The 21,319-nt window shown below is 42.7% G+C and carries 27 protein-coding genes and 1 riboswitch; of the genes, 24 read left to right on the top strand and 3 right to left on the bottom strand.

The annotated features are described in order from the left end of the window. Positions 1 to 51: 51 nt before the first annotated feature. A riboswitch (glycine riboswitch) is annotated at positions 52 to 159 on the top strand. A gap of 203 nt (positions 160 to 362) precedes the next feature. From gcvT to gcvPB, 3 genes are read left to right on the top strand one after another with little or no spacing between them, the layout of a single operon-like run. Then, entirely contained in the window at positions 363 to 1,460 is a 1,098-nt protein-coding gene (gcvT, locus tag NSQ36_RS11190) for a glycine cleavage system aminomethyltransferase GcvT (RefSeq protein WP_339205717.1), read from the top strand. Between the two features lie 16 nt (positions 1,461 to 1,476). Then, entirely contained in the window at positions 1,477 to 2,823 is a 1,347-nt protein-coding gene (gene gcvPA / locus NSQ36_RS11185) for an aminomethyl-transferring glycine dehydrogenase subunit GcvPA (RefSeq protein ID WP_339205715.1), read from the top strand. After that, entirely contained in the window at positions 2,816 to 4,273 is a 1,458-nt protein-coding gene (gcvPB, locus tag NSQ36_RS11180) for an aminomethyl-transferring glycine dehydrogenase subunit GcvPB (protein WP_251190326.1), read from the top strand. Before gcvPA ends, gcvPB begins: the two co-directional genes overlap by 8 nt. Before the next feature lie 43 nt (positions 4,274 to 4,316). Here gcvPB and NSQ36_RS11175 read toward each other — a convergent pair whose 3' ends face one another. Further along, entirely contained in the window at positions 4,317 to 4,697 is a 381-nt protein-coding gene (locus NSQ36_RS11175; protein WP_050943972.1) for a rhodanese-like domain-containing protein, read from the bottom strand. A gap of 220 nt (positions 4,698 to 4,917) precedes the next feature. Here NSQ36_RS11175 and NSQ36_RS11170 point away from each other — a divergent pair, with 220 nt between their 5' ends. From NSQ36_RS11170 to NSQ36_RS11160, 3 genes are all read left to right on the top strand, one after another. After that, positions 4,918 to 5,754 carry a biotin/lipoate A/B protein ligase family protein gene (locus NSQ36_RS11170; protein WP_050943772.1) on the top strand — a complete coding sequence of 279 codons (837 nt, stop codon included), beginning with the start codon at positions 4,918 to 4,920 and terminating at the stop codon, positions 5,752 to 5,754. A gap of 85 nt (positions 5,755 to 5,839) precedes the next feature. Beyond that, positions 5,840 to 6,274 carry a transcriptional regulator MntR gene (gene mntR, locus NSQ36_RS11165; RefSeq protein ID WP_003215946.1) on the top strand — a complete coding sequence of 145 codons (435 nt, stop codon included), beginning with the start codon at positions 5,840 to 5,842 and terminating at the stop codon, positions 6,272 to 6,274. Between the two features lie 103 nt (positions 6,275 to 6,377). Then, positions 6,378 to 7,253: a patatin-like phospholipase family protein gene (locus NSQ36_RS11160; protein WP_003215585.1), complete on the top strand. Its 876-nt coding sequence runs from the start codon at positions 6,378 to 6,380 to the stop codon at positions 7,251 to 7,253. Here NSQ36_RS11160 and NSQ36_RS11155 read toward each other — a convergent pair. Continuing rightward, positions 7,250 to 7,645 (bottom strand): SA1362 family protein, encoded by a 396-nt coding sequence (locus NSQ36_RS11155; protein ID WP_003215754.1) that lies wholly within the window; start codon positions 7,643 to 7,645, stop codon positions 7,250 to 7,252. The genes NSQ36_RS11160 and NSQ36_RS11155 overlap by 4 nt on opposite strands. Positions 7,646 to 7,683: 38 nt before the next feature. Further along, a complete protein-coding gene (locus NSQ36_RS11150) occupies positions 7,684 to 8,640 on the bottom strand; it encodes a DUF1385 domain-containing protein (protein WP_003215983.1) in 957 nt (318 codons plus the stop codon). Between the two features lie 222 nt (positions 8,641 to 8,862). On the opposite strand from NSQ36_RS11150, the gene NSQ36_RS11145 reads away from it, so the two are divergent. The 18 genes from NSQ36_RS11145 (at position 8,863) to folD (ending at position 21,270) form a co-directional block, all read left to right on the top strand. After that, positions 8,863 to 9,390, top strand: coding sequence for a YqhR family membrane protein (locus NSQ36_RS11145; RefSeq protein WP_137054985.1), 528 nt, complete (start codon positions 8,863 to 8,865; stop codon positions 9,388 to 9,390). A gap of 108 nt (positions 9,391 to 9,498) precedes the next feature. After that, positions 9,499 to 9,942, top strand: coding sequence for a type II 3-dehydroquinate dehydratase (gene aroQ, locus NSQ36_RS11140; RefSeq protein WP_003215787.1), 444 nt, complete (start codon positions 9,499 to 9,501; stop codon positions 9,940 to 9,942). Next, entirely contained in the window at positions 9,936 to 11,000 is a 1,065-nt protein-coding gene (locus NSQ36_RS11135; protein ID WP_170966016.1) for a Xaa-Pro peptidase family protein, read from the top strand. The genes aroQ and NSQ36_RS11135 overlap by 7 nt, the downstream gene beginning before the upstream one ends. 25 nt (positions 11,001 to 11,025) lie before the next feature. Then, positions 11,026 to 11,583, top strand: coding sequence for an elongation factor P (efp, locus tag NSQ36_RS11130; RefSeq protein WP_003215497.1), 558 nt, complete (start codon positions 11,026 to 11,028; stop codon positions 11,581 to 11,583). A 177-nt stretch (positions 11,584 to 11,760) separates the two neighbouring features. Continuing rightward, entirely contained in the window at positions 11,761 to 12,042 is a 282-nt protein-coding gene (locus NSQ36_RS11125; protein ID WP_050943774.1) for a YqhV family protein, read from the top strand. Positions 12,043 to 12,108: 66 nt separating this feature from the next. After that, complete coding sequence (spoIIIAA, locus tag NSQ36_RS11120) at positions 12,109 to 13,032, top strand: stage III sporulation protein AA (protein WP_226803662.1); 924 nt, start codon at positions 12,109 to 12,111, stop codon at positions 13,030 to 13,032. After that, positions 13,026 to 13,541: a stage III sporulation protein SpoIIIAB gene (spoIIIAB, locus tag NSQ36_RS11115; RefSeq protein WP_034661265.1), complete on the top strand. Its 516-nt coding sequence runs from the start codon at positions 13,026 to 13,028 to the stop codon at positions 13,539 to 13,541. The genes spoIIIAA and spoIIIAB overlap by 7 nt, the downstream gene beginning before the upstream one ends. 19 nt (positions 13,542 to 13,560) lie before the next feature. Next, a complete protein-coding gene (gene spoIIIAC, locus NSQ36_RS11110) occupies positions 13,561 to 13,767 on the top strand; it encodes a stage III sporulation protein AC (RefSeq protein WP_003153142.1) in 207 nt (68 codons plus the stop codon). Continuing rightward, positions 13,764 to 14,177 (top strand): stage III sporulation protein AD, encoded by a 414-nt coding sequence (gene spoIIIAD, locus NSQ36_RS11105; protein ID WP_095117840.1) that lies wholly within the window; start codon positions 13,764 to 13,766, stop codon positions 14,175 to 14,177. The genes spoIIIAC and spoIIIAD overlap by 4 nt, the downstream gene beginning before the upstream one ends. 19 nt (positions 14,178 to 14,196) lie before the next feature. Next, positions 14,197 to 15,390: a stage III sporulation protein AE gene (spoIIIAE, locus tag NSQ36_RS11100; protein ID WP_003215689.1), complete on the top strand. Its 1,194-nt coding sequence runs from the start codon at positions 14,197 to 14,199 to the stop codon at positions 15,388 to 15,390. A 14-nt stretch (positions 15,391 to 15,404) separates the two neighbouring features. Further along, a complete protein-coding gene (spoIIIAF, locus tag NSQ36_RS11095; protein WP_003215732.1) occupies positions 15,405 to 16,037 on the top strand; it encodes a stage III sporulation protein AF in 633 nt (210 codons plus the stop codon). Then, positions 16,030 to 16,701 carry a stage III sporulation protein AG gene (gene spoIIIAG, locus NSQ36_RS11090; protein WP_212045924.1) on the top strand — a complete coding sequence of 224 codons (672 nt, stop codon included), beginning with the start codon at positions 16,030 to 16,032 and terminating at the stop codon, positions 16,699 to 16,701. Before spoIIIAF ends, spoIIIAG begins: the two co-directional genes overlap by 8 nt. Continuing rightward, positions 16,701 to 17,333, top strand: a complete 633-nt coding sequence (locus NSQ36_RS11085) for a SpoIIIAH-like family protein (protein WP_003216063.1) — start codon at positions 16,701 to 16,703, stop codon at positions 17,331 to 17,333. The genes spoIIIAG and NSQ36_RS11085 overlap by 1 nt, the downstream gene beginning before the upstream one ends. 196 nt (positions 17,334 to 17,529) lie before the next feature. After that, positions 17,530 to 18,006 (top strand): acetyl-CoA carboxylase biotin carboxyl carrier protein, encoded by a 477-nt coding sequence (gene accB / locus NSQ36_RS11080; protein WP_003215926.1) that lies wholly within the window; start codon positions 17,530 to 17,532, stop codon positions 18,004 to 18,006. A gap of 11 nt (positions 18,007 to 18,017) precedes the next feature. Beyond that, a complete protein-coding gene (gene accC, locus NSQ36_RS11075) occupies positions 18,018 to 19,367 on the top strand; it encodes an acetyl-CoA carboxylase biotin carboxylase subunit (protein ID WP_050943775.1) in 1,350 nt (449 codons plus the stop codon). A 25-nt stretch (positions 19,368 to 19,392) separates the two neighbouring features. Next, positions 19,393 to 19,800, top strand: a complete 408-nt coding sequence (locus NSQ36_RS11070) for an Asp23/Gls24 family envelope stress response protein (protein ID WP_034620383.1) — start codon at positions 19,393 to 19,395, stop codon at positions 19,798 to 19,800. 211 nt (positions 19,801 to 20,011) lie between these two features. Beyond that, positions 20,012 to 20,407, top strand: coding sequence for a transcription antitermination factor NusB (gene nusB / locus NSQ36_RS11065; protein ID WP_003216031.1), 396 nt, complete (start codon positions 20,012 to 20,014; stop codon positions 20,405 to 20,407). Between the two features lie 11 nt (positions 20,408 to 20,418). Beyond that, positions 20,419 to 21,270, top strand: coding sequence for a bifunctional methylenetetrahydrofolate dehydrogenase/methenyltetrahydrofolate cyclohydrolase FolD (gene folD, locus NSQ36_RS11060; protein WP_003215670.1), 852 nt, complete (start codon positions 20,419 to 20,421; stop codon positions 21,268 to 21,270). Positions 21,271 to 21,319: the final 49 nt, after the last annotated feature.

Genomic DNA, 21,319 nt, shown 5'->3' with positions numbered 1-21,319 from the left:
TAAGTCACCCATTTTGATAGTATGTCCAATAAATGTGAAGAATATGAGCGGATGATGGTATGGGGAGAGACTTGGCGGTTATTTAGCACTGGCAGGCGCCGAAGGAGCAAGCTGAATCGTTTCAGTGAATCTCTCAGGCAAAAGTACTCTTACCGGACGCAACTCTGGAGAGTGTTTGCTCATCGTTTTTTAGCAAACCACCAAAGGGGAAAACGCACAATGATGTTGTGCTGTAAACTTTCAGGTGCAAGGACAGAGACTTCTTTTTGATAAAAGGGAGCGCTCTGTCCTTTTTTGCTGTGATTTTTTTCTGAAAATTCAGCTTGTGATCTGCACTGAAAGAAAAAAGGGGGAAACGATTGATGTTGAAACGAACACCGCTTTTTCATGCGTATGAAACGTTTGGCGCAAAAACCATTGACTTCGGGGGCTGGGAATTACCTGTCCAATTTTCTTCCATTAAAGAAGAGCACGAAGCTGTTCGAACAAAGGCAGGGCTTTTTGATGTGTCTCACATGGGTGAGGTGGAAATCAAAGGTCCAGATGCCCTTTCTTTTTTACAAAGGTTATTAACCAATGATGTGTCTAAGCTGACAGACGGCAAGGCACTATATACAGCTATGTGCTATGAAGATGGCGGGACAGTGGATGATCTGCTCGTCTACCAAAAAGAAAAGAACGATTATTTGCTTGTCATTAATGCATCAAATATCGAAAAAGATGTGGAATGGCTGCTTCAGCATCAAGGTGAGAACGACGTATTGATCCAAAATGTCTCTGATCAAATCGCCTTGCTAGCCCTTCAAGGACCTCTTGCCGCTGACATCATGAAAGGTGTGGCGGATGAAGAAGTGACATCGCTCAAGCCGTTTACATTTTTATCAAGAGCTGTGGTTGCTCAAAAAGAGGTGCTTGTTTCAAGAACTGGCTACACAGGAGAAGATGGCTTTGAAATCTACTGCCAGTCAGAAGATGCGGTCCACATTTGGTCGGCTTTATTAAAAGCAGGCGCATCAAAAGGATTAATACCGTGCGGGCTCGGTGCACGTGACACCTTGAGATTTGAAGCAAGACTTCCGCTTTATGGGCAGGAGCTAACAAAGGATATCTCTCCATTAGAAGGCGGGATTGGCTTTGCTGTCAAAACGGATAAAGAAGCCAATTTTATTGGCAAGGAAGCGCTCAAGAAGCAAAAAGAAGAAGGGCCGAAGCGAAAGCTTGTCGGCATTGAAATGATAGATAAAGGGATTCCGCGCACAGACTATCCGGTCTTTTCAGGAGAAAAGCAGGTGGGGGTAGTCACAACGGGCACACAGTCCCCAACATTAAAGAAAAATGTCGGGCTTGCTTTAATTGAATCTGCTCAGGCGCAGCTTGGAACAGAGATAGAAGTACAAGTTCGCAAAAAACGTCTAAAAGCGAAAATCGTCGCAACACCATTTTATAAAAGAGCCAAATAACGAGGGGGAATAGAGGATGAAGCATAGGTATTTGCCGCAAACCGAGCAAGATCAAAAAGAAATGCTGGATGTCATCGGCGTTCAGTCGATTGATGAGCTTTTTTCAGATATCCCAGAAAAAGTGAGATTTAAAGGAGCATACAACATTAAAGCAGCCGCATCTGAAACAGAGCTTGTAAGGGAATTATCCCGATTAGCTGCAAAGAATAAAGATACGGTCTCCTATGTATCGTTTCTTGGTGCCGGTGTATATGATCATTACCAGCCTGTCATTGTGGATCATGTCATCTCACGTTCTGAATTTTATACAGCATACACACCTTATCAGCCGGAGATTTCGCAAGGTGAACTACAAGCCATTTTTGAATTTCAAACAATGATTGCTGAGCTGACAGGTATGGATCTTGCTAACTCCTCGATGTATGATGGCGGGACAGCATTAGCTGAAGCGGCAATGCTAGCTGCTGGGCATACAAAAAAGAAAAAAGTGGTTGTTTCTGAAACGGTTCACCCTGAAGCAAGAGCCGTGCTAAAAACGTACGCCAAAGGACAGCACATCGAAGTTGTTGAAGTGCCTGCGAAAAAAGGGCAGACGGACCTAGTAGCATTAGAAAAGGCTGTCTGCGAAGATACAGCAGCAGTTCTTGTGCAATATCCAAACTTTTTTGGTGTCGTCGAACCGTTAAAAGACATCGAACCTATTGCCCATCAAGGGAAAAGTCTGTTCGTTGTCTCTAGTAATCCACTTGCACTAGGGTTACTGACGCCGCCAGGAAAACTTGGAGCAGACATTGTCGTTGGTGATGCACAGCCGTTTGGTATTCCAGCAGCGTTTGGCGGGCCGCATTGCGGATATTTTGCTGTGACGAAAAAGTTGATGCGAAAAGTGCCAGGTCGTTTAGTTGGGCAGACAGAAGACGAAAATGGTGTTCGTGGGTTTGTACTAACCCTTCAAGCGCGTGAGCAGCATATTCGAAGAGATAAAGCGACGTCTAATATTTGTTCGAATCAGGCATTAAATGCATTAGCCGCTTCCGTTGCCATGACAGCACTCGGAAAAACAGGCATCAAAGACATCGCCTATCAAAACGTACAAAAAGCCCACTATGCGAAGACGCAGGCAAAAGCATATGGACTGCTTGCTGATGTAGAAGGGGCCCATTTCAATGAATTTGTAATCAAATTACAAGAACCTGTAAAAGAAGCCAATAAACGATTGCTTGAAAAAGGAATCATCGGCGGCTATGACTTAGGGAGAGACTTCCCAGAGCTCCAACATCACATGCTTGTCGCCGTGACAGAGCTAAGAACAAAAGAAGAAATTGATACGTTCATGAAGGAATTGGGGGATCGCCATGAATAAACAAGATCAGCCGCTTATTTTTGAATTATCCAAAGAAGGAAGAATTGGTTATAGCCTGCCTGATTTAGATGTACCTGAACAGGAAATCCCAGCTTTATTTGATGACACGTATATCCGTCATGATGATGCTGAGCTTCCAGAAGTATCTGAGCTTGATATTATGCGTCATTATACAGCATTATCAAGACGTAATCACGGGGTCGATTCCGGATTTTATCCTCTTGGCTCTTGTACAATGAAATATAATCCAAAGATTAATGAAAAGGTTGCACGCCTTGCAGGCTTCGCGCAAGTCCATCCACTACAAGAGGCAGACACTGTGCAGGGAGCATTAGAATTGCTGTATGATCTAGGTGATCATCTTGAAGAAATTACGGGGATGGACGCTGTGACATTACAGCCTGCGGCAGGAGCACACGGGGAATGGACAGGACTCATGATGATCCGTGCGTACCATGAAGCAAGAGGAGATCATAAACGAACAAAAGTCATTGTGCCGGATTCTGCTCATGGAACGAACCCAGCATCTGCGACAGTGGCTGGGTTTGAAACCATTACCGTCGCATCTGATGAGAATGGGCTTGTTGATTTAGAGGACCTGCGCCGTGTTGTCAATGAAGAAACTGCGGCTTTAATGCTGACGAATCCGAATACACTCGGCCTATTCGAAGAAAATATTTTAGAAATGGCTGAAGTCGTTCACGGAGCTGGTGGCAAGCTTTATTATGATGGAGCGAACTTGAATGCCGTTTTGAGCAGAGCAAGACCGGGGGATATGGGATTTGATGTCGTTCACTTAAATCTTCATAAAACCTTTACAGGTCCACATGGAGGCGGAGGCCCTGGTTCAGGTCCTGTAGGCGTAAAAAAGGATTTGATCCCGTACTTGCCAAAGCCGGTGCTTGTGAAAAAAGAAGGCCGCTTTTACTTCGATGATGATCGACCAGAATCAATTGGCAGAGTGAAGCCGTTCTATGGTAACTTCGGCATTAACGTCAGAGCATATGCGTATATTCGCTCTATGGGCCCAGACGGTTTAAAGGCTGTCACTGATAATGCCGTGTTAAATGCGAACTATATGATGCGCCGCTTAAGTACTCATTTCGATTTTCCATTTGACCGTCACTGTAAGCATGAATTTGTCCTTTCAGGTAAACGTCAGAAAAAATTAGGTGTGCGCACACTGGATATTGCCAAACGATTACTTGATTTTGGCTATCATCCGCCAACAATCTACTTCCCGCTTAATGTAGAGGAATGTATCATGATTGAACCAACTGAAACAGAATCAAAAGAAACTCTTGATGCCTTCATCGAAGCGATGATTCAGATTGCAAAAGAAGCGGAAGAGAATCCAGAAGTCGTGCAGGAAGCGCCGCATACAACGGTCGTCAAACGAATGGATGAAACAAAGGCTGCCCGGAATCCAGTTCTCGTTTTTGAAAGATAAAGAAAAAAGACTCAGGGGGATCATGCTCCCAGAGTCTTTTTTGTTAGTTCTTCGTTTTAATGCGGCCGCCCCATTTTTTAAAGCCGCCTTTTAAATTATAAATCTCACGACAGCCGTTTTTACGTAACGTTTGCGCTGCTTTTCCGCTTCTCAAATTGTTTTGGCAATAAAGATAAATAGGCTTGTCAGGACGAATTTCATTTTTGCGCTGCTTTAGCTGGGAAAGGGGAATGTTTCTTGCCCCTAAAATATGTCCGCCATCAAACTCATTTGGCTCTCTCACATCAATGAGTTGAGCTTTGCGGTAACCTTTAATAAATTCTTCTTCCGTCAGCGTTTTCATAATACGCTGCTGATAAATGTAGCTGCCGACAGAATAAAGAACGAAAAGTCCACAAAGTGAGAGGACGATATAGTTGAACATTGACAATACAACTCGACTCCTTCTTGAGCATCAGCACAGTGGCCTGTCTGATGGTACGTTTTAGACAAATACTATTATAGTAAAGCAAAAGAAACTTGTCATCATAAATGGTAAGAATTATTTTCAATTCGTTCCCTATTTGATAGACTGATGGAGAGAGAATATCGGTGGTCATGACCATCATCTAACATTGACTACGTAAAAGAGAAGGGATTTTTATATGCAAAAAGAGAAATGGTGTTTCATTGATACAGGAAATCAAGACCCTGCCTTTAACATGGCAATGGATGAAGCCTTGCTTTATTGGCATAGTGAGAAGCTGATCCCGCCTGTCATCCGCTTTTATGGATGGAATCCTGCGACATTGTCTGTTGGGTATTTTCAGCATGTTGAAAAAGAAATTAACATGGAAGCAGTCGAGCGCTATGGCCTTGGGTTTGTCCGCAGACCAACTGGAGGGCGTGGGGTTCTTCATGATCAGGAGCTGACCTACAGCGTGATTGTGTCAGAGGAACATCCAGAAATGCCGGCGACGGTGACAGAGGCGTACCGCGTCATTTCAGAAGGCATTTTAGAGGGCTTTAAAGAATTGGGACTCGATGCGTATTTTGCCATTCCTCGAACAGATAAAGAAAAAGAAAGCTTAAAAAATCCAAGATCGTCTGTATGCTTTGATGCCCCTTCCTGGTACGAGCTTGTCGTAGAAGGCAGAAAGGTAGCAGGCAGTGCTCAAACGAGACAAAAAGGAGTGATCCTCCAGCACGGCTCCATCTTAATTGACCTTGATGAGGACAAACTGTTCGATTTATTTCTTTATCCAAACGACCGTGTGAGAGAGCGGATGCAGAGAAGCTTTAAAAACAAAGCGGTCGCCATCAATGAAATCTCAAACCGAACTTGTACAATAGACGATGCGCGTGTGGCGTTTAAACGAGGATTTGAAAAAGGATTAAATATTGAGCTTGTGCCTTATGAGCTGACAGATGAAGAGTTAGCATTTGTCCACCATCTTGCCAAAACGAAATATGCCTCAGACGAGTGGAATTACAAGCGTTAGGACAAAGGACACTCCTTGTTTTTTAAAGGGCGATGGTGTAGAATTGTTATGATTATTAAGTAAAGGTGCATTATGGAGGGGTTTTATGACTACACCTAGTATGGAAGATTACATTGAACAAATATATATGCTGATAGAAGAAAAAGGATATGCCAGAGTCTCTGATATTGCAGAAGCACTAGCTGTCCATCCCTCCTCTGTAACAAAAATGGTTCAGAAGCTAGATAAAGATGAATACCTCATTTATGAGAAGTATCGTGGTCTAATTTTAACCCCGAAAGGCAAAAAAATTGGAAAACGTCTCGTATACAGACATGAACTGCTAGAGCAATTTTTAAGAATCATTGGTGTAGACGAAGAGAAAATTTATGATGATGTAGAAGGCATTGAACATCATCTCAGCTGGAACAGCATTGACCGCATCGGCGATCTCGTTCAATTCTTTGAAGAAAACGACGAGCGATCTGTTCAGCTGAAAGCGATTCAAAAGAAAAACGAACAAACAAATCAAGAATCTTAAGAAAAAGGACACCCATGCAGAGGGTGTCCTTTTTGATTAAAGTTCTAATTGAAAGCATATGCTCTTACACTATTAATAGCGTGATATCAAAGGGGGCTCCTTGATGAAGATAGATGGTGTGTTCTCAGGTGGAGGCATTAAAGGGGCAGCACTTGCGGGTGCCTATGAAGCGCTTGAAGCAAGAGGATATCAATTTGTCCGCCTTGCTGGTACAAGTGCTGGAGCGATCATTGCTTCACTCATCGCAGCAGGCTTTACAAGTCAGGAGATTCGGGAGCTTTTAGATGAAATGGATGAACATCACTTGCTTGATAGGAGATGTCAATTCATTCCGTTTAAAATGCTTAGGTGGGTCTCCATTTACTGGCGTCTCGGTCTGTACAAAGGCGACCGGCTGGAAAAATGGCTGACAGATGTGTTGAAACGAAAGGGGGTCACCGTATTTGGGGATCTCAAAAAAGATTCGCTGAAAATTGTTGCCTCTGATTTAACAAATGGGAAAATCCTCGTTCTGCCAGACGACCTTCCTTCATACGGCTTAAATCCAGAGCGCTTTTCTGTTGCAAGGGCAATCCGGATGAGTTGCAGTCTGCCGTATTTTTTCGAGCCTGTCAAACTAAAGTCATCAAAAGGCATTTGTACCATTGTGGATGGAGGCGTGCTTAGCAATTTTCCAATTTGGTTGTTTGCCGAAGAGAAAAAAAGACCATTCGTCGGTGTCACATTAACCCCAAACGAAAAAGAACGCCCTCAACACTCCATCCGCAATGCGTTTGAACTGTTTGGCGCTCTTTTTGAAACGATGCGTGGTGCTCATGACGAAAGACACATTGCCACAAAACACGAACGTCATGTTATTTTTATTCCAGTAGAACACGTCATTGCCACTGATTTTCAGCTGATGACAGAAAAGAAAAAGGCGCTCGTCGATCTAGGCAGACAGAAGGCCGAGCAATTTTTAAAAAGCTGGACATTTTAAAACAAAGCGCGATTCTTCTTTTTGTTTTTCTTGCCTTCAATCACAGTTAACTGTGTTTGGCTTTTCTTTTTGAGAAGGACGGGCTTAGACTTGTGGTCAGTCGGCACGCTTCGCAAATGAGTGACCCGATTTTTCATCTGGCTTTTCGTTTTTGGTTTAGGCTGCTGGTAGCGACGTTTTGATTGTTTGACTGCTTTACGATAAAGATTGCCTTCTGTTCCAGTTCTTCGATTCATCAGCCATCTAAATAGGAAAAACATAACCGCTCCAATGATCACAACTGATAGCAGCATTGTAAAAAGTCTGCCTGGATTCGTTGTGAGTAAATACACAAATCCCAAAACACCTAAAGCGAAAATAATGGTAAAAGCAGGATGTACTCGGCGATTCATAACTGTCCACCTCCGAAGGAATTTACCGGATTTATAAGTTAGATCACTTGATGAGCAGAATCTGACGCTTGTTTCTCAGATGCTTCCTCTAAACGAAGAAGTTCATTAAAACTTGCAATGGCTACCTCGACTTGATCGTCAGAGGGTTCTTTTGTTGTGAGCAATTGCAGCCAAAGGCCAGGATAGCCAAGCGCTTTCAGCACAGGCACTTCTCGGAGTTTGTTCGTAAGCTGAAGCACTTCAAATGAAATGCCGAGAACAACCGGAATGAGCGCCAAGCGATTCAGAACTCTCACCCATAAAGGATCTGTCGGTACGAGTAAATAGACGAACATTCCGACAATGACAGTGAATAAAATAAAGCTGCTACCGCATCGATAATGAAGCCGTGATTGTTTTTGGACATTTTCCACTGTGATGTCAAGATTCTGTTCATAGCAGTTTATGACTTTATGTTCTGCGCCATGATATTGAAATACCCTTTTAATTAAAGGGGTCATGGAAATAAAGTAAATATAGCCTAATAACAGGACCAGTTTAAAGAATGTTTCCACTGCGATTTGTGCGAAATTCCCTGAAAAGACGGGCCGCACAAGTTCAGCTAAAAAGACAGGTACTAGGGTAAAGACAAATTTACTAAAGAGAAGAGAGAGAACTCCGATCACAGCAATACCGAAAATCATAGATAATTTCGAGCTTTTTTGTTCTTTTTCAAGAGTATGATCTTCTGAAGGATCTAAGTCATAGCGCTCGCTGGAGAAGTTCAAGTGCTTACTGCCGTTTGCGCTTGCTTCAACAAGTGCAGCAACACCCCTGACAAAGGGGATTTTCTTGAGAAAGGCGGTTCGTTTATTGGAGGTCCGGGGAAGCTTTAAAAACTCAATGGACTGATCCTTACGCCGAATCGCTGTCACATAGTTCTTTTTACCTCCGAACATGACACCTTCGACAACTGCCTGCCCTCCATATGCTGGAGGTTTTGTTTGATTGGACATATTTCATCAACCTGCCTGTTTCCTGTAATTTACATGCATTTCCTTATACCTTTATTGTACAGGAAATGAGGGGAAATCACTAGCGCACAGGTCGATTATCTACTAGAATTCTATCTACCTCTTTTTAGCCAGTATACCCTGTTATAAAAATTTTACACTCACGGATGGAAATCCTTTTTTTTATGACATTTTGGACATACTACTTGCTGGAGGTGTTCACAAATGAAACGTGATGAAAGGAAAAACCAAGAAGAAAAAAATCAGGCTGTACAAACGTCATCGCTGTTGGCAAGAGCAGCTGCGACAGGCTTTGTTGGCGGTGTTTTTTGGGGCTTTATCGGGTTTCTGACCCATATGTTTCATTTCTCAGAGGTGAGTCCCAATATGCTCCTTCAGCCTTTTGTGCTCGGAGAGTGGAAAAAGGGCGGACTTGGTACTTTTATCAGTATTGTACTTTTAGGGGTTTTATCGATCGGAGCAGCCTTTATTTATTATGGGCTTTTGAAACGGATCAAAGGCTATTGGATGGGGCTGATATATGGCGCGCTTTTATGGCTGCTCGTTTTTTACGTATTTAATCCCATTTTCCCAGATGTAAAGCAAGTCCAGGATTTGCAGCAAAGCACCATCGTCACGACATTTTGCCTATATATTTTATACGGTATGTTTGTCGGATACAGTATTTCGTTTGAATATAATGAATTAACGAGTCAAAAGCTTGCGAGGGCACTCGGGAAAAAGACAGAATAAAGTGTAAATCACCTATTCATATGATAAAATATTTTTGGAAACGAAAGGTTTCTAAGGAAAAAGAAACAGATCTCGATATAGATTGAATTAGGGTGAAGGAGTGGTTGTATGCCTCATTTTCTTGTACTGAATGGGCCCAATTTAAATAGGCTTGGCAAAAGAGAGCCGGCTGTTTACGGAAGTAAGACGCTGACAGATTTAGAGACAGATTTGTTCCAGTTTGCAGAAAGAGCCAATATCCAGTTAACGTTCTTTCAATCAAATCACGAAGGAGATTTGATTGATGCGCTCCACGAAGCAGAAGACCAGTACGATGGAGTCGTGTTTAACCCGGGGGCTTTTACACACTACAGCTATGCCCTGAGAGATGCCATTGCAAGTATTTCTTTATCCGTCGTTGAAGTACATATCTCAAACGTTCATAAGAGAGAGGAATTCCGCCATCATTCTGTACTTGCTCCAGTATGCCAAGGGCAAATCGTTGGTCTTGGTTTAGAAGGGTATAAATTGGCGATTCGTTATTTAGTGAGTGAAGGGGGAGCAGTATCATGAAACTTGAAAAGTTAAGAACACTTTTATCTGAATTAGAGATCGATGGTCTAGTCATTACGAGCAGCTTTAATTTACAGTACATGACCAGCTTTACTGGCTCAGCCGGTCTCGCCGTTGTTTCAAAGGACCGGGCAGCTTTTATCACGGATTTCCGTTATACAGAGCAAGCGAAGGACCAAGTAAAAGGCTTCGACATTATTGAACATAAAGGAAACATCGTAGAAACCGCAGCTCAAACGGCAAAGGAATTTGGGATCAAACGCCTTGGGTTTGAACAAAACCATATGACATTTGCCACTTACCAGCAGTATGCAGGTAAAGCAGGTGATATTGAGCTTGTTCCGGTCTCAGAATCAGTTGAAAAGTTGCGCTTGATTAAGTCTAGTGAAGAGATTAAGATATTAGAGGAAGCTGCGAAGATTGCAGATCACGCCTTTGATCATATTCTCACTTACATCAAGCCGGGCTTGACGGAAATTGCTGTCATGAACGAGCTTGAATTTTTCATGAGAAAAGAAGGCGCTGAAGGATCTTCATTCGATATGATTGTCGCCTCAGGTGTTCGTTCAAGCCTGCCGCACGGAAGAGCGAGTGAAAAGGTGATTGAATCTGGTGATTTAGTCACACTCGATTTCGGTGCTTACTATAAAGGATATTGCTCTGATATGACAAGAACGATCGCTGTTGGCACACCGAGCGATAAGCTAAAGGAAATTTATCATATCGTATTAGAAGCAGAAAACGCTGGTGTGGATAGAATCAAGCCTGGCTTAACAGGAAAAGAAGCTGATCGCATCACACGTGACATCATTGAAAAGTATGGCTATGGTCAATACTTCGGGCATTCAACTGGCCACGGGCTAGGGATGGAAGTGCATGAAGCGCCAGGCCTTTCCTCACGATCAGAGGTCGTCTTAGAAAAAGGAATGGTCGTGACAGTTGAGCCGGGAATTTACTTACCGGATGTCGGCGGCGTGAGAATTGAGGATGATATTGTCCTGACAGCTGACGGCAATAAACGATTGACCCACTCACCGAAAGAACTTATCATATTATGATGGTGAAATGTAGGAGGATGACAAAATGATTTCAGTAAACGATTTTCGTACAGGCCTGACAATTGAAGTGGACGGCGGTATTTGGCGTGTAGTGGATTTCCAACACGTAAAGCCGGGGAAAGGCGCAGCGTTTGTTCGTTCGAAACTGCGTAACCTGCGTACTGGTGCTATTCAAGAAAAAACATTCCGTGCAGGCGAAAAAGTAGCGAAAGCTCAAATCGAAACAAAAACAATGCAATACTTGTATGCAAATGGCGACCAGCATGTCTTCATGGATACAAGTTCTTATGAGCAGCTTGAACTAAGTGAAACACAAATTAAAGATGAGCTGAAATATTTGCTAGAAAATATGTCGGTTCATATTGTGATGTACGGTGCTGAAACACTTGGAGTAGAACTTCCAAACACGGTAGAACTAGAAGTAGTAGAAACAGAGCCTGGTATTAAAGGCGACACAACATCAGGCGGATCAAAACCTGCAAAAACAGAAACTGGTTTAATCGTCAACGTTCCTTTCTTTGTGAACCAAGGAGATAAACTAGTCATTAATACATCAGACGGTTCATACGTGTCAAGAGCGTAATGAACGAAGAAAGACTGTAAACCTCGTGTTTACAGTCTTTTTTTATTGTAAAACATGTAAGACTCCCCAAAAGGCAGGCCTTCTCTCAATTCTCTCATTCATCTCTTTTCCTTCCTGAAAAACAAGACTACTTCCAGCTAGACAAGCATATAGTGTAAAAAAAGCTGGAGGTTCTATATGAAACAATTTCTCCCAGGTCTACATCCATCAGTCGCTGCGATGGCAGGCATGAGGTTTTTATCGGCAGCGATTGAACTGACGGCCGCCATCCTCATTTTAGTCACAAATGACGTTCGAAAAGCGGTTGTCATCAATAGTATATTGGCGATCATTGGGCCGCTCATTTTTATTATCACGATGACGATTGGAATCTATCAAATCGCAGGGCAGTTATCCTATGCCAAGCTCGTCTTTATTTTCATTGGTGTCGTATTTATTCTTGTTGGGATCTATAAGTAAAACGGCTTGGCATAATTAACGTCTCCCATCATACATTTTAGAGAAGAAAAAAAGGAGGGGAATTCGTTGCGGAGTTTGTTGGATATTCTCCCGCACTCGATTGGACAAGAACTTAGACTGCTAAAAGAAGCAGAATGGGATCAAATAGAAGAAATCCGCATTCGCACGGATCGTCCTATTGAATTAATGCAAAGAGGAAAACCGCGCTTTCTTTCTTATCACACAACAGGAGAAGATGCGTCTCAGCTATTAGGCAGGTTGAGCAATTATAGTATGTACACACTTGAAGAAGAGCTAAAGCAAGGCTACATCACCATTTCAGGCGGACACCGGGTGGGACTTGCAGGAAAGGTAATCGTTGAAAACGGCATTGTCAAAGGATTAAGAGATATCTCTTCATTTAATATCCGCATCGCAAAAGAAAAAGTCGGGATTGCGCTTCCCTTTCTTCCCTATTTATATGACGAGCACTGGTGCAATACACTGATCATCGGTCCACCGCAAACAGGGAAAACGACATTGTTGCGGGATATAGCAAGACTGGCTAGTACAGGCACAAAAGCAATTCCTCCTAAAAAAACAGGCATTATAGACGAGCGTTCAGAAATCGCTGGGTGTATAAGAGGGGTGCCGCAGCACCAGTTTGGACACCGGGTTGACGTGCTCGATGCATGTCCAAAGGCTGAGGGCTTGATGATGATGATTCGGTCTATGAGTCCAGAGGTCATGATCGTCGATGAAATCGGAAAAAGCGAGGATGTGCAGGCACTTTTAGAAGCGATTCATGCTGGGGTCACCATTATCGTTTCCGTTCATGGCTATTCACTTGAAAATGTGTATAAACGTCCATCATTGAAGCCGTTATGGGAGCTTCGAGTGTTTGAACGTTATGTTGAATTAAATCGCAAGGACGGTCCCGGCACGATCGGGCGGATATATGACCAAGGCGCACAAGAGATGAAATGGAGGCGGGGAGTGGACGTATGTTAAAGCTCATTGGCGCTATCTTGATTGTCGCGGCTACGACTTGGGGAGGGTTCGAGTTTGCCAAACGATATAGCGACCGGCCGAAACAAATTCGGCAGCTCCGGTTTGCGCTCCAGTCTCTTGAAGCTGAAATTATGTATGGTCAAACACCGCTAGCGCGTGCAGCAGAGCAAATTGCGTCGCAAGTAGGTCCTCCTGTGAATCGGTTATTTGAACAATTTGCAGAAAAGCTGAAAGTCGGAACCTTTTCCGCACGGCATGCATGGAATGAGAGTCTTGAGGATGTTTGGAAAAAAACCGTCTTAAAAAAAGGCGAATATGAGGCACTGAAGCACTTTGGAGAAACACTTGGCCAGCATGATGTCACGTCTCAGCAAAAATATATCAAGCTTGCTTTAGGTCATTTGGAATCGGAGGAGAAGGAAGCTGAAATCGCCCAAGCCAAAAATGAAAAAATGGTCAGAAGCCTCGGATTTTTAAGCGGATTACTACTGATTCTTTTATTGATGTGAGAGGAAGGGAGTCGAGAGCATGGGCGTTGATGTAAACGTCATTTTTCAAATTGCGGGAGTAGGCATCGTTGTGGCATTCCTCCATACGATTTTAGATCAAATGGGGAAAAAGGAGTACGCTCAGTGGGTCACGCTGCTTGGGTTTATCTACATTTTGTTTATGGTGGCAACCATTGTAGATGATTTGTTTAAAAAGATTAAAGCCGTATTTCTATTTCAAGGATAGGGGAGGGCTTACAAATCGACATCATACAAATTGTTGGACTTGGTTTAATCGCTACTTTTTTAGCATTAATCGTCAAAGAACAAAAGCCAACCTTCGCCTTTATGCTTGTTGTATTTACAGGGTGTGTGATCTTTCTTTATTTAATAGATCAAATCTATGCCATTATCTCGATGATAGAAAAAATTGCGGCAAGTGCCGGCGTCAATATGAAGTATGTTGAAACCATTTTAAAAATTATCGGCATTGCCTATATTGCGGAATTCGGCGCCCAGCTGACAAAAGATGCTGGACAAGGCGCCATTGCATCAAAAATAGAGCTTGGCGGCAAAATTCTCATCTTGGTCATGGCAGTCCCCATTTTAACAGTCATCATTGAGACCATCTTAGGTATGATCCCGTCCATGACTTAATTGAAAAGAGGTGATGACAATGAAACGGGTGACAGCTGTTATGGGACTGATGCTTTTCTTCTGGCTGTTCGCTCCGCACGCAGGTGCAGAAGAAAAAGAGCCGTTATCAAATGAAGCACCAGCAGCAGAAGAAGTGGCGACTGGACAGGCTGATGCACTTGAGCTTCATTCCATTAGTGACTTTTGGGAAACCATATTGGACGAGTATGGCGGCTTTCTGCCAGAAAGCCAAAAAGGAACAGTGAAGGAAATGATTGATGGCGATAAAGAGCTGTCTCCCCAGACATGGCTGAAAGCCTTTGTTCATTATCTTTTTCACGAGGTCATCGCAAACGGAAAGCTCCTTGGTACACTGATTTTACTCACCATCTTTTGTTCGCTTTTACAGCTTTTGCAGAATGCATTTGAACAAAGCACTGTCAGTAAAGTCGCATACGCACTAGTTTATATGGTGCTGATCATTATTGCACTCAACAGCTTTCATGTGGCGATTTCTTATGCAACAGAAGCGATTCAAACGATGACCAGTTTTATTCTTGCTCTTATTCCTCTGTTATTAGCACTGATTGCTTCATCAGGCGGGCTTGTCTCAGCCGGATTCTTTCATCCTGTTATTTTATTTTTAATGAATACGAGCGGCGTTTTTATTCAATATGTCGTTCTTCCGCTTATTTTTTTATCAGCGATATTGAGCATTGTCAGTACGCTGACTGAACAATACAAGGTTACCCAGCTTGCCCAGCTGTTAAGAAATGTGGCGATAGGCGGGTTAGCCGTTTTTTTAACTGTCTTTCTTGGCGTCATTTCTGTGCAAGGTGCATCTGCTGCGGTTACGGATGGTATCGCACTTCGTACAGCCAAATTTATTACCGGAAATTTCATCCCCGTCCTTGGCAGAATGTTTACAGATGCGACGGATACCGTCATCAGTGCCTCTGTATTACTTAAAAATACGGTCGGACTTGTTGGCGTTGCTATTCTCATTTCAATTGCCGCTTTCCCTGCGATCAAAGTGCTCTCGCTAGCCCTTATATATAAGCTTGCCGCAGCCATTCTTCAGCCATTAGGAGGCGGACCGATTATCAGCTGCCTTGATGTCATTTCAAAAAGTGTGCTTTATATCTTTGCTGCACTTGCTGTCGTGTCGCTCATGTTCTTTTTAAGCATTACCGTCATTATCACTGCTGGCAACCTGACCATGATGATGAAGTAAGGAGGGGACACCTTTTGAGTTTTCTCACGGAATGGATCACAAGTATTATTCTCTTTATCTTATTTGCGATTGTCATTGATCTTCTGCTTCCCAATTCAAGCATGCAAAGATATGCCAAAATGGTCGTCAGCCTCCTGTTGATTGTGGTGATGCTCAATCCGATTTTTGCTTTATTTCGGGCAGACCCTGACCAAATTTTCTCAGAATTGATGAAGGGAAAGGAAGAAGCACAGTCAGAAGAAATAAAAAATCAGATGAATTTAGAAAAAAAAGAAATACAAGCCTCTCAGCGTGCATATATTTTAAAGCAAATGGCTGTCCAACTAGAAAAAAGCGCAAAGGAGCCACTGGAGAAGGAGAGCTACGAAATGAAACACGTAGAAGTGTTGGCAGATGAAGAGCACCTGGATCAGAATATGGAGGCGGATCAATTTCGCATCAAAGCAGTTCTTTCCCCGCTCACAGGTGATGCTGTAGAAACGGTGGCAAAGGTGGACATTGATCTCTCCAGGCAAAAGGAGGAAAGCGCTGGATCTTCTAGCAAAGAGATCAAGAGGGTGAAAGAGACGCTTGCTGATGTTTGGAATACGAGTCCTGAGCACATTGCGCTGAACATTGAGGGAGGTGACGCAGCAGATCATGAATAACAAGGACTGGAAACAAAAGCTGAAATCATTCTTGCAGCCGCCTGAAAAAGGTGAAGGGAAACCAAAATTAACGAAGCACCATTACTTGCTGCTTGTATTCATCATCGGCGTATCTTTCATGTTAGTCAGTCAGATCTTGTCACCGTCATCAAGCAAAGAACAAGCTGCTGTTCCTACTTCTAAAAAAACAACCTCACAAGAGCAGGAGGTATTCAAGCCGGCATCGTCAAGTAAATCAAAAAATTCGATTGAAGATGTGGAGCAAGAATACGAAAATCAGCTGAAAGAAATTTTAGAGACCATTATTGGCGTTGAGGATGTATCGATTGTGGTCAATGTAGACGCCACTTCTTTAAAAGTGTTTGAAAAAAACAAATCCAATAAAAGCACAACGACCGAAGAAACAGATAAAGAAGGCGGCGTGCGAAGTGTCACCGATCAAACAAAAGAAGAAGAAATCGTCATCATCAAAAATGGCAATGAAGAAACGCCAGTCGTGGTGCAAACGAAAAAACCAGATATTCGAGGTGTTCTCGTTGTTGCTCAAGGAGTAGACAACGTTCAAATAAAGAAAACCATCATTGAAGCGGTTACACGAGTGCTTGATGTACCGAGCCATAGAGTGGCTGTTGCCCCTAAAAAAATCAAGGAGGATTCGGAATGATGTTAAAAAAACAAACGGTTTGGCTATTAACGATGCTAAGTTTAGTTGTCGTCTTAAGTGTGTACTATATCATGTCTCCACAAGGTGAAAATGCAGTGACAGTAGAAGAGATGAAATCAAAAGGAACGGAAGAGAAAAAGACTGAACCAGAAAAAGGGATGGACAAAGGAACGGAAAAAGGCGCTGATGAGAAGTCCACTGACAAAGAAACAAATGGTAAACAAGAGGATATCGAAACAAGTGGTGAAGAAGGAAAGGCTGTGTCAGAGCAAACAGACGATGAGCTTTTTACAACATACAGATTAGAGCTTGAAGATAAACGAAGCAAACAGCGTGAAGAGTTCAACGAAATCGTATCCAGTGATGATGCAACAGCACAAGAAAAAAGCGAAGCGTATGACCAAATGACAGCGCTTAGTGAGGCAGAAGGAACGGAGCGTCAGCTCGAAACCTTAATTAAAACAAAAGGTTATAAAGATGCGCTAGTGAGTGCAGAGGGAGATAAAGTGAGCATCACGGTTCGTTCTGACAAAAAATCAAAGTCCCAAGCGGCCGATATTATTGATATGGTCACAAAAGAAATGAGAGGTCTTGATAACGTAGCGGTCACTTTTGAGCCCTCCAATGAATAAAAAATGAACAGGCGCCCTTTGCCGTAAAGGGCGTTTTTTGATGCGGTTTGGCGCCCTCTCCAAGGTGCTCTCGCAAAGCGCTTCGCCACAATAGTAGTTGAATTCAATGAAATCCTCCTGTAAGATGGTTATAGTATGTACTTTTAGTACTAGCCTATAAAGAAAAAGATAAATCCATACATAGGGGTGCAAATCCATGTTAAAAATTGAAGAAATTCATGAACTGATTAAATTAATTGACGAATCAACAATTGATGAATTTACGTACGAAAACGAAGGTGCAAAAATCAAACTGAAGAAAAATAAAGAAGTCGTTCAGCAAGTAGCGGCACCAGTGGCTCCTGTCCAAGCAGCTCCAGCTCAACAAGCTCCTAAAGCACAAGCTCCAGCTCAGACCGAAGCCCCTGCACAAGAGGCAGCTGCGTCTGAAAATCTGCATAAAATCACATCCCCAATGGTTGGCACATTTTATGCTTCATCTTCACCAGAAGCAGATCCATATGTGACATCAGGTTCTAAGGTGAAGGAAAACACAGTTGTGTGCATCGTAGAAGCGATGAAACTGTTTAATGAAATCGAAGCAGAAGTAAAAGGTGAAATCGTCGAAGTATTAGCTGAGAACGGTCAGCTTGTAGAATTCGGACAACCCCTCTTTCTAGTGAAAGCAGAGTAAGGAGTACGATCATGATTAAAAAGCTATTAATTGCAAACAGAGGAGAAATCGCAGTTAGAATTATCCGCGCTTGTAAAGAGCTTGGAATTGAAACAGTTGCGGTATTTTCTGAAGCGGATCGCGATGCGCTTCATGTTCAAATGGCTGATGAAGCATATTGCATCGGACCGACTGCTTCAAAAGATAGTTATTTAAATGTCACGAATATTGTTAGTGTAGCCAAATTAACAGGGACAGATGCCATCCATCCAGGATACGGCTTCCTTGCTGAAAATGCAGACTTCGCAGAGCTTTGCGAGGAATGCAATGTCATCTTTGTTGGGCCAACTGCGTCAGCGATTTCCAAAATGGGAACGAAAGATGTCGCAAGGGAAACAATGAAAGATGCTGGCGTTCCGATTGTTCCTGGTTCCCAAGGAATTGTAAAAGATCTTGATGATGCTGTTTCAACAGCAGCAAGTATTGGGTATCCTGTGATTATAAAAGCAACTGCCGGCGGCGGTGGTAAAGGAATCCGTGTGGCTCGTACCGAAGAAGAGCTTATTAACGGTGTCACCATCACGCAGCAGGAAGCAGCGCAAAACTTTGGTAACCCTGGCGTCTATTTAGAAAAGTTCATTGAAGACTTTAGACACGTGGAAATCCAAGTGCTTGCAGATCAGCATGGCAATACCATTCATTTAGGAGAGCGTGATTGCTCGATTCAAAGAAGAATGCAAAAGCTTCTTGAAGAAACGCCATCACCAGCGCTGAATGCAGACATCCGTGAGCAAATGGGTGAAGCAGCCGTAAAAGCTGCAGAAGCTGTTGAATACACTGGTGCTGGAACAGTCGAATTCATTTATGATTATAATGAAGAGAAGTTCTACTTCATGGAAATGAATACCCGTATTCAAGTAGAGCATCCTGTAACAGAAATGGTCACAGGTGTTGACTTGATCAAAGAACAAATTAAAGTCGCATCAGGTGAGAAGCTTTCTCTTTCACAAGAGGATGTCGTATATGAAGGATGGGCAATCGAATGCCGTATTAATGCAGAGAACCCAGAGAAAAACTTCATGCCTTCAGCTGGTGAAATTAAAATGTATCTTCCGCCAGGCGGTCTAGGAGTACGTGTTGATTCTGCCGCTTATCCGGGCTATGTGATTCCGCCATATTACGATAGTATGATTGCAAAGGTGATCACTTATGGTAAGACGAGAGAAGAAGCGATTGCGAGAATGAAACGCTCGCTTCAAGAATTCGTCATTGAAGGAGTCTACACAACGATCCCATTCCATCTAAGATTGCTTGAGCATGAAACATTTGTGAGTGGTAATTTTAATACGAAGTTTTTAGAAACATACCAAATCATGAAATAATCACAGCTTTCGGAGGTGAATGATCGTGTCAGAAAACAATTTGCTTGAAATGAACCTTGATGAAGATCAATTGGGAAAAGTGCAAATTGCACCAGAAGTGATTGAGGTCATTGCTGGGATCGCCGCTTCAGAAGTCGAAGGCATTGCCGAAATGCGCGGCAATTTCGCTGCTGATGTAGCAGAACGCTTTGGTAAGAAAAATCACCGTAAAGGTGTGAAAGTAGATGTCTCTGATGAAGGCATCACAATCGATGTATATTGTGTGGTTGAATTTGGCCTATCCATTCCAAAGGTATCCACTGCTGTACAAGAAAATATCCGTCAAACTCTTTTGAACATGACTGCTTTAACGATTAATGAAATCAATATTCATGTCGTTGGTATTCAATTTGATACTAAAGCATCTGAGGCTGAAGTAGATCAAGAAATGTAAAAAAAGAGTTCAAGTGAAACCAAGGAGGCATTGCCTCTTTGGTTTTTTAAAGCCCATTTTTGGGTCATTTCCGAATAATAAAGATCTCACACGTTGATTGATTCGTTTTTCGTCACAGCTCGCATGGATCTTGGTGCGACCACGGTCAAAATATGTTATGATCTCTGTATGGCTTAACGACAAGCGGATAAAGTGGTTAAAGGAGTAAATAATGAAAAGAAGAACTGCAAGAGAAAAGGCGCTACAAACATTATTTCAAATTGATGTGAGCAATATTGATCCGAAAGAGGCCATTACACATGCGCTGGATGAACAAGAATCAGATCCTTTTTTCGAGGAGCTGGTTTTCGGTGTGCTTGAACAAAAGGACAAGCTCGATGACATGATTTCACAGCATCTAGTGAATTGGAAACTCGATCGTATTGCAAACGTAGACAGAGCCATTTTAAGGCTGTCTGTGTACGAGATGGTGTATCAAGAAGATATCCCGGTTAGTGTCTCAATGAATGAAGCGATTGAACTGGCCAAATTATTCGGTGACGATAAAGCATCGAAATTTGTAAATGGAGTACTTTCAAACATTAAAAACGACCTAAAGCAGCAATAGGAGGATTCGACATGACAGCAACAATCATCGATGGGAAAGAAACAGCAAAAGAAAAGCGTGAGCAATTAGCAAAAGAAGTAGAAGAGCTAAAACAAAAAGGTGTCACACCTGGTCTTGCCGTTATTCTAATCGGTGATGATCCGGCTTCACTTTCTTACGTACGCGGGAAGAAAAAAGCAGCAGAAGCAATGGGGATGCATTTCCAGCTAGATCATTTAGATGCTTCTTTAACAGAAGAAGCATTGCTTCAGCTGATTGATCAGTACAATGCGAACGATCAATTCCACGGGATTCTTGTTCAGCTTCCACTGCCAAAACATATTTCTGAAAAAGCCGTGATTGAACGTATTTCACCTGAAAAAGATGTTGATGGTTTCCATCCATTGAATATCGGGAAAATGCTCCTTGGGGAAGACACATTCCTTCCATGCACACCAGCAGGCATTGTTGAATTACTAAATAAAACGGGCGTCAGTCTTTCTGGAAAAGAAGTCGTTGTTGTCGGACGTAGCAATATTGTCGGTAAACCAGTAGGACAATTACTGTTAAACGAAAACGCAACGGTTACTTATTGCCATTCAAGAACAGCGAATATTTCAGAACATACGTTGAAAGCGGATATTTTAGTTGTTGCCGTCGGTCGAGCAAACTTTATTAAAGCTGACCAAATTAAAGAAGGCGCTATTGTGATCGATGTAGGAGTCAATCGTTTGGATAATGGAAAGCTTGTTGGAGATGTTGATTTTGAAGAGGCAAAAGAAAAAGCTTCTTATATCACACCAGTCCCTGGCGGAGTCGGTCCAATGACGATTACGATGCTTGCACATAATACGGTTAAATCAGCAAAACGTACATTAGCATAAGCTTTATCCATTCATCCACCTGCATGCTGCTGGTGGATGAATGTGCGTT

Source organism: Bacillus sp. FSL W8-1143, assembly GCF_037965155.1.
In the GTDB taxonomy this organism is placed as follows: domain Bacteria; phylum Bacillota; class Bacilli; order Bacillales; family Bacillaceae; genus Bacillus; species Bacillus pumilus.
This window is presented reverse-complemented; position numbering and strand designations above follow the sequence as displayed.

Coding starts and splice junctions, on each gene's coding strand:
- gcvT (WP_339205717.1), top strand. CDS start 363: ATGTTGAAACGAACACCGCTTTTTCATGCGTATGAAACGTTTGGCGCA.
- gcvPA (WP_339205715.1), top strand. CDS start 1,477: ATGAAGCATAGGTATTTGCCGCAAACCGAGCAAGATCAAAAAGAAATG.
- gcvPB (WP_251190326.1), top strand. CDS start 2,816: ATGAATAAACAAGATCAGCCGCTTATTTTTGAATTATCCAAAGAAGGA.
- NSQ36_RS11175 (WP_050943972.1), bottom strand. CDS start 4,697: ATGTTCAACTATATCGTCCTCTCACTTTGTGGACTTTTCGTTCTTTAT.
- NSQ36_RS11170 (WP_050943772.1), top strand. CDS start 4,918: ATGCAAAAAGAGAAATGGTGTTTCATTGATACAGGAAATCAAGACCCT.
- mntR (WP_003215946.1), top strand. CDS start 5,840: ATGACTACACCTAGTATGGAAGATTACATTGAACAAATATATATGCTG.
- NSQ36_RS11160 (WP_003215585.1), top strand. CDS start 6,378: ATGAAGATAGATGGTGTGTTCTCAGGTGGAGGCATTAAAGGGGCAGCA.
- NSQ36_RS11155 (WP_003215754.1), bottom strand. CDS start 7,645: ATGAATCGCCGAGTACATCCTGCTTTTACCATTATTTTCGCTTTAGGT.
- NSQ36_RS11150 (WP_003215983.1), bottom strand. CDS start 8,640: ATGTCCAATCAAACAAAACCTCCAGCATATGGAGGGCAGGCAGTTGTC.
- NSQ36_RS11145 (WP_137054985.1), top strand. CDS start 8,863: ATGAAACGTGATGAAAGGAAAAACCAAGAAGAAAAAAATCAGGCTGTA.
- aroQ (WP_003215787.1), top strand. CDS start 9,499: ATGCCTCATTTTCTTGTACTGAATGGGCCCAATTTAAATAGGCTTGGC.
- efp (WP_003215497.1), top strand. CDS start 11,026: ATGATTTCAGTAAACGATTTTCGTACAGGCCTGACAATTGAAGTGGAC.
- NSQ36_RS11125 (WP_050943774.1), top strand. CDS start 11,761: ATGAAACAATTTCTCCCAGGTCTACATCCATCAGTCGCTGCGATGGCA.
- spoIIIAB (WP_034661265.1), top strand. CDS start 13,026: ATGTTAAAGCTCATTGGCGCTATCTTGATTGTCGCGGCTACGACTTGG.
- spoIIIAC (WP_003153142.1), top strand. CDS start 13,561: ATGGGCGTTGATGTAAACGTCATTTTTCAAATTGCGGGAGTAGGCATC.
- spoIIIAE (WP_003215689.1), top strand. CDS start 14,197: ATGAAACGGGTGACAGCTGTTATGGGACTGATGCTTTTCTTCTGGCTG.
- spoIIIAG (WP_212045924.1), top strand. CDS start 16,030: ATGAATAACAAGGACTGGAAACAAAAGCTGAAATCATTCTTGCAGCCG.
- NSQ36_RS11085 (WP_003216063.1), top strand. CDS start 16,701: ATGTTAAAAAAACAAACGGTTTGGCTATTAACGATGCTAAGTTTAGTT.
- accB (WP_003215926.1), top strand. CDS start 17,530: ATGTTAAAAATTGAAGAAATTCATGAACTGATTAAATTAATTGACGAA.
- accC (WP_050943775.1), top strand. CDS start 18,018: ATGATTAAAAAGCTATTAATTGCAAACAGAGGAGAAATCGCAGTTAGA.
- nusB (WP_003216031.1), top strand. CDS start 20,012: ATGAAAAGAAGAACTGCAAGAGAAAAGGCGCTACAAACATTATTTCAA.
- folD (WP_003215670.1), top strand. CDS start 20,419: ATGACAGCAACAATCATCGATGGGAAAGAAACAGCAAAAGAAAAGCGT.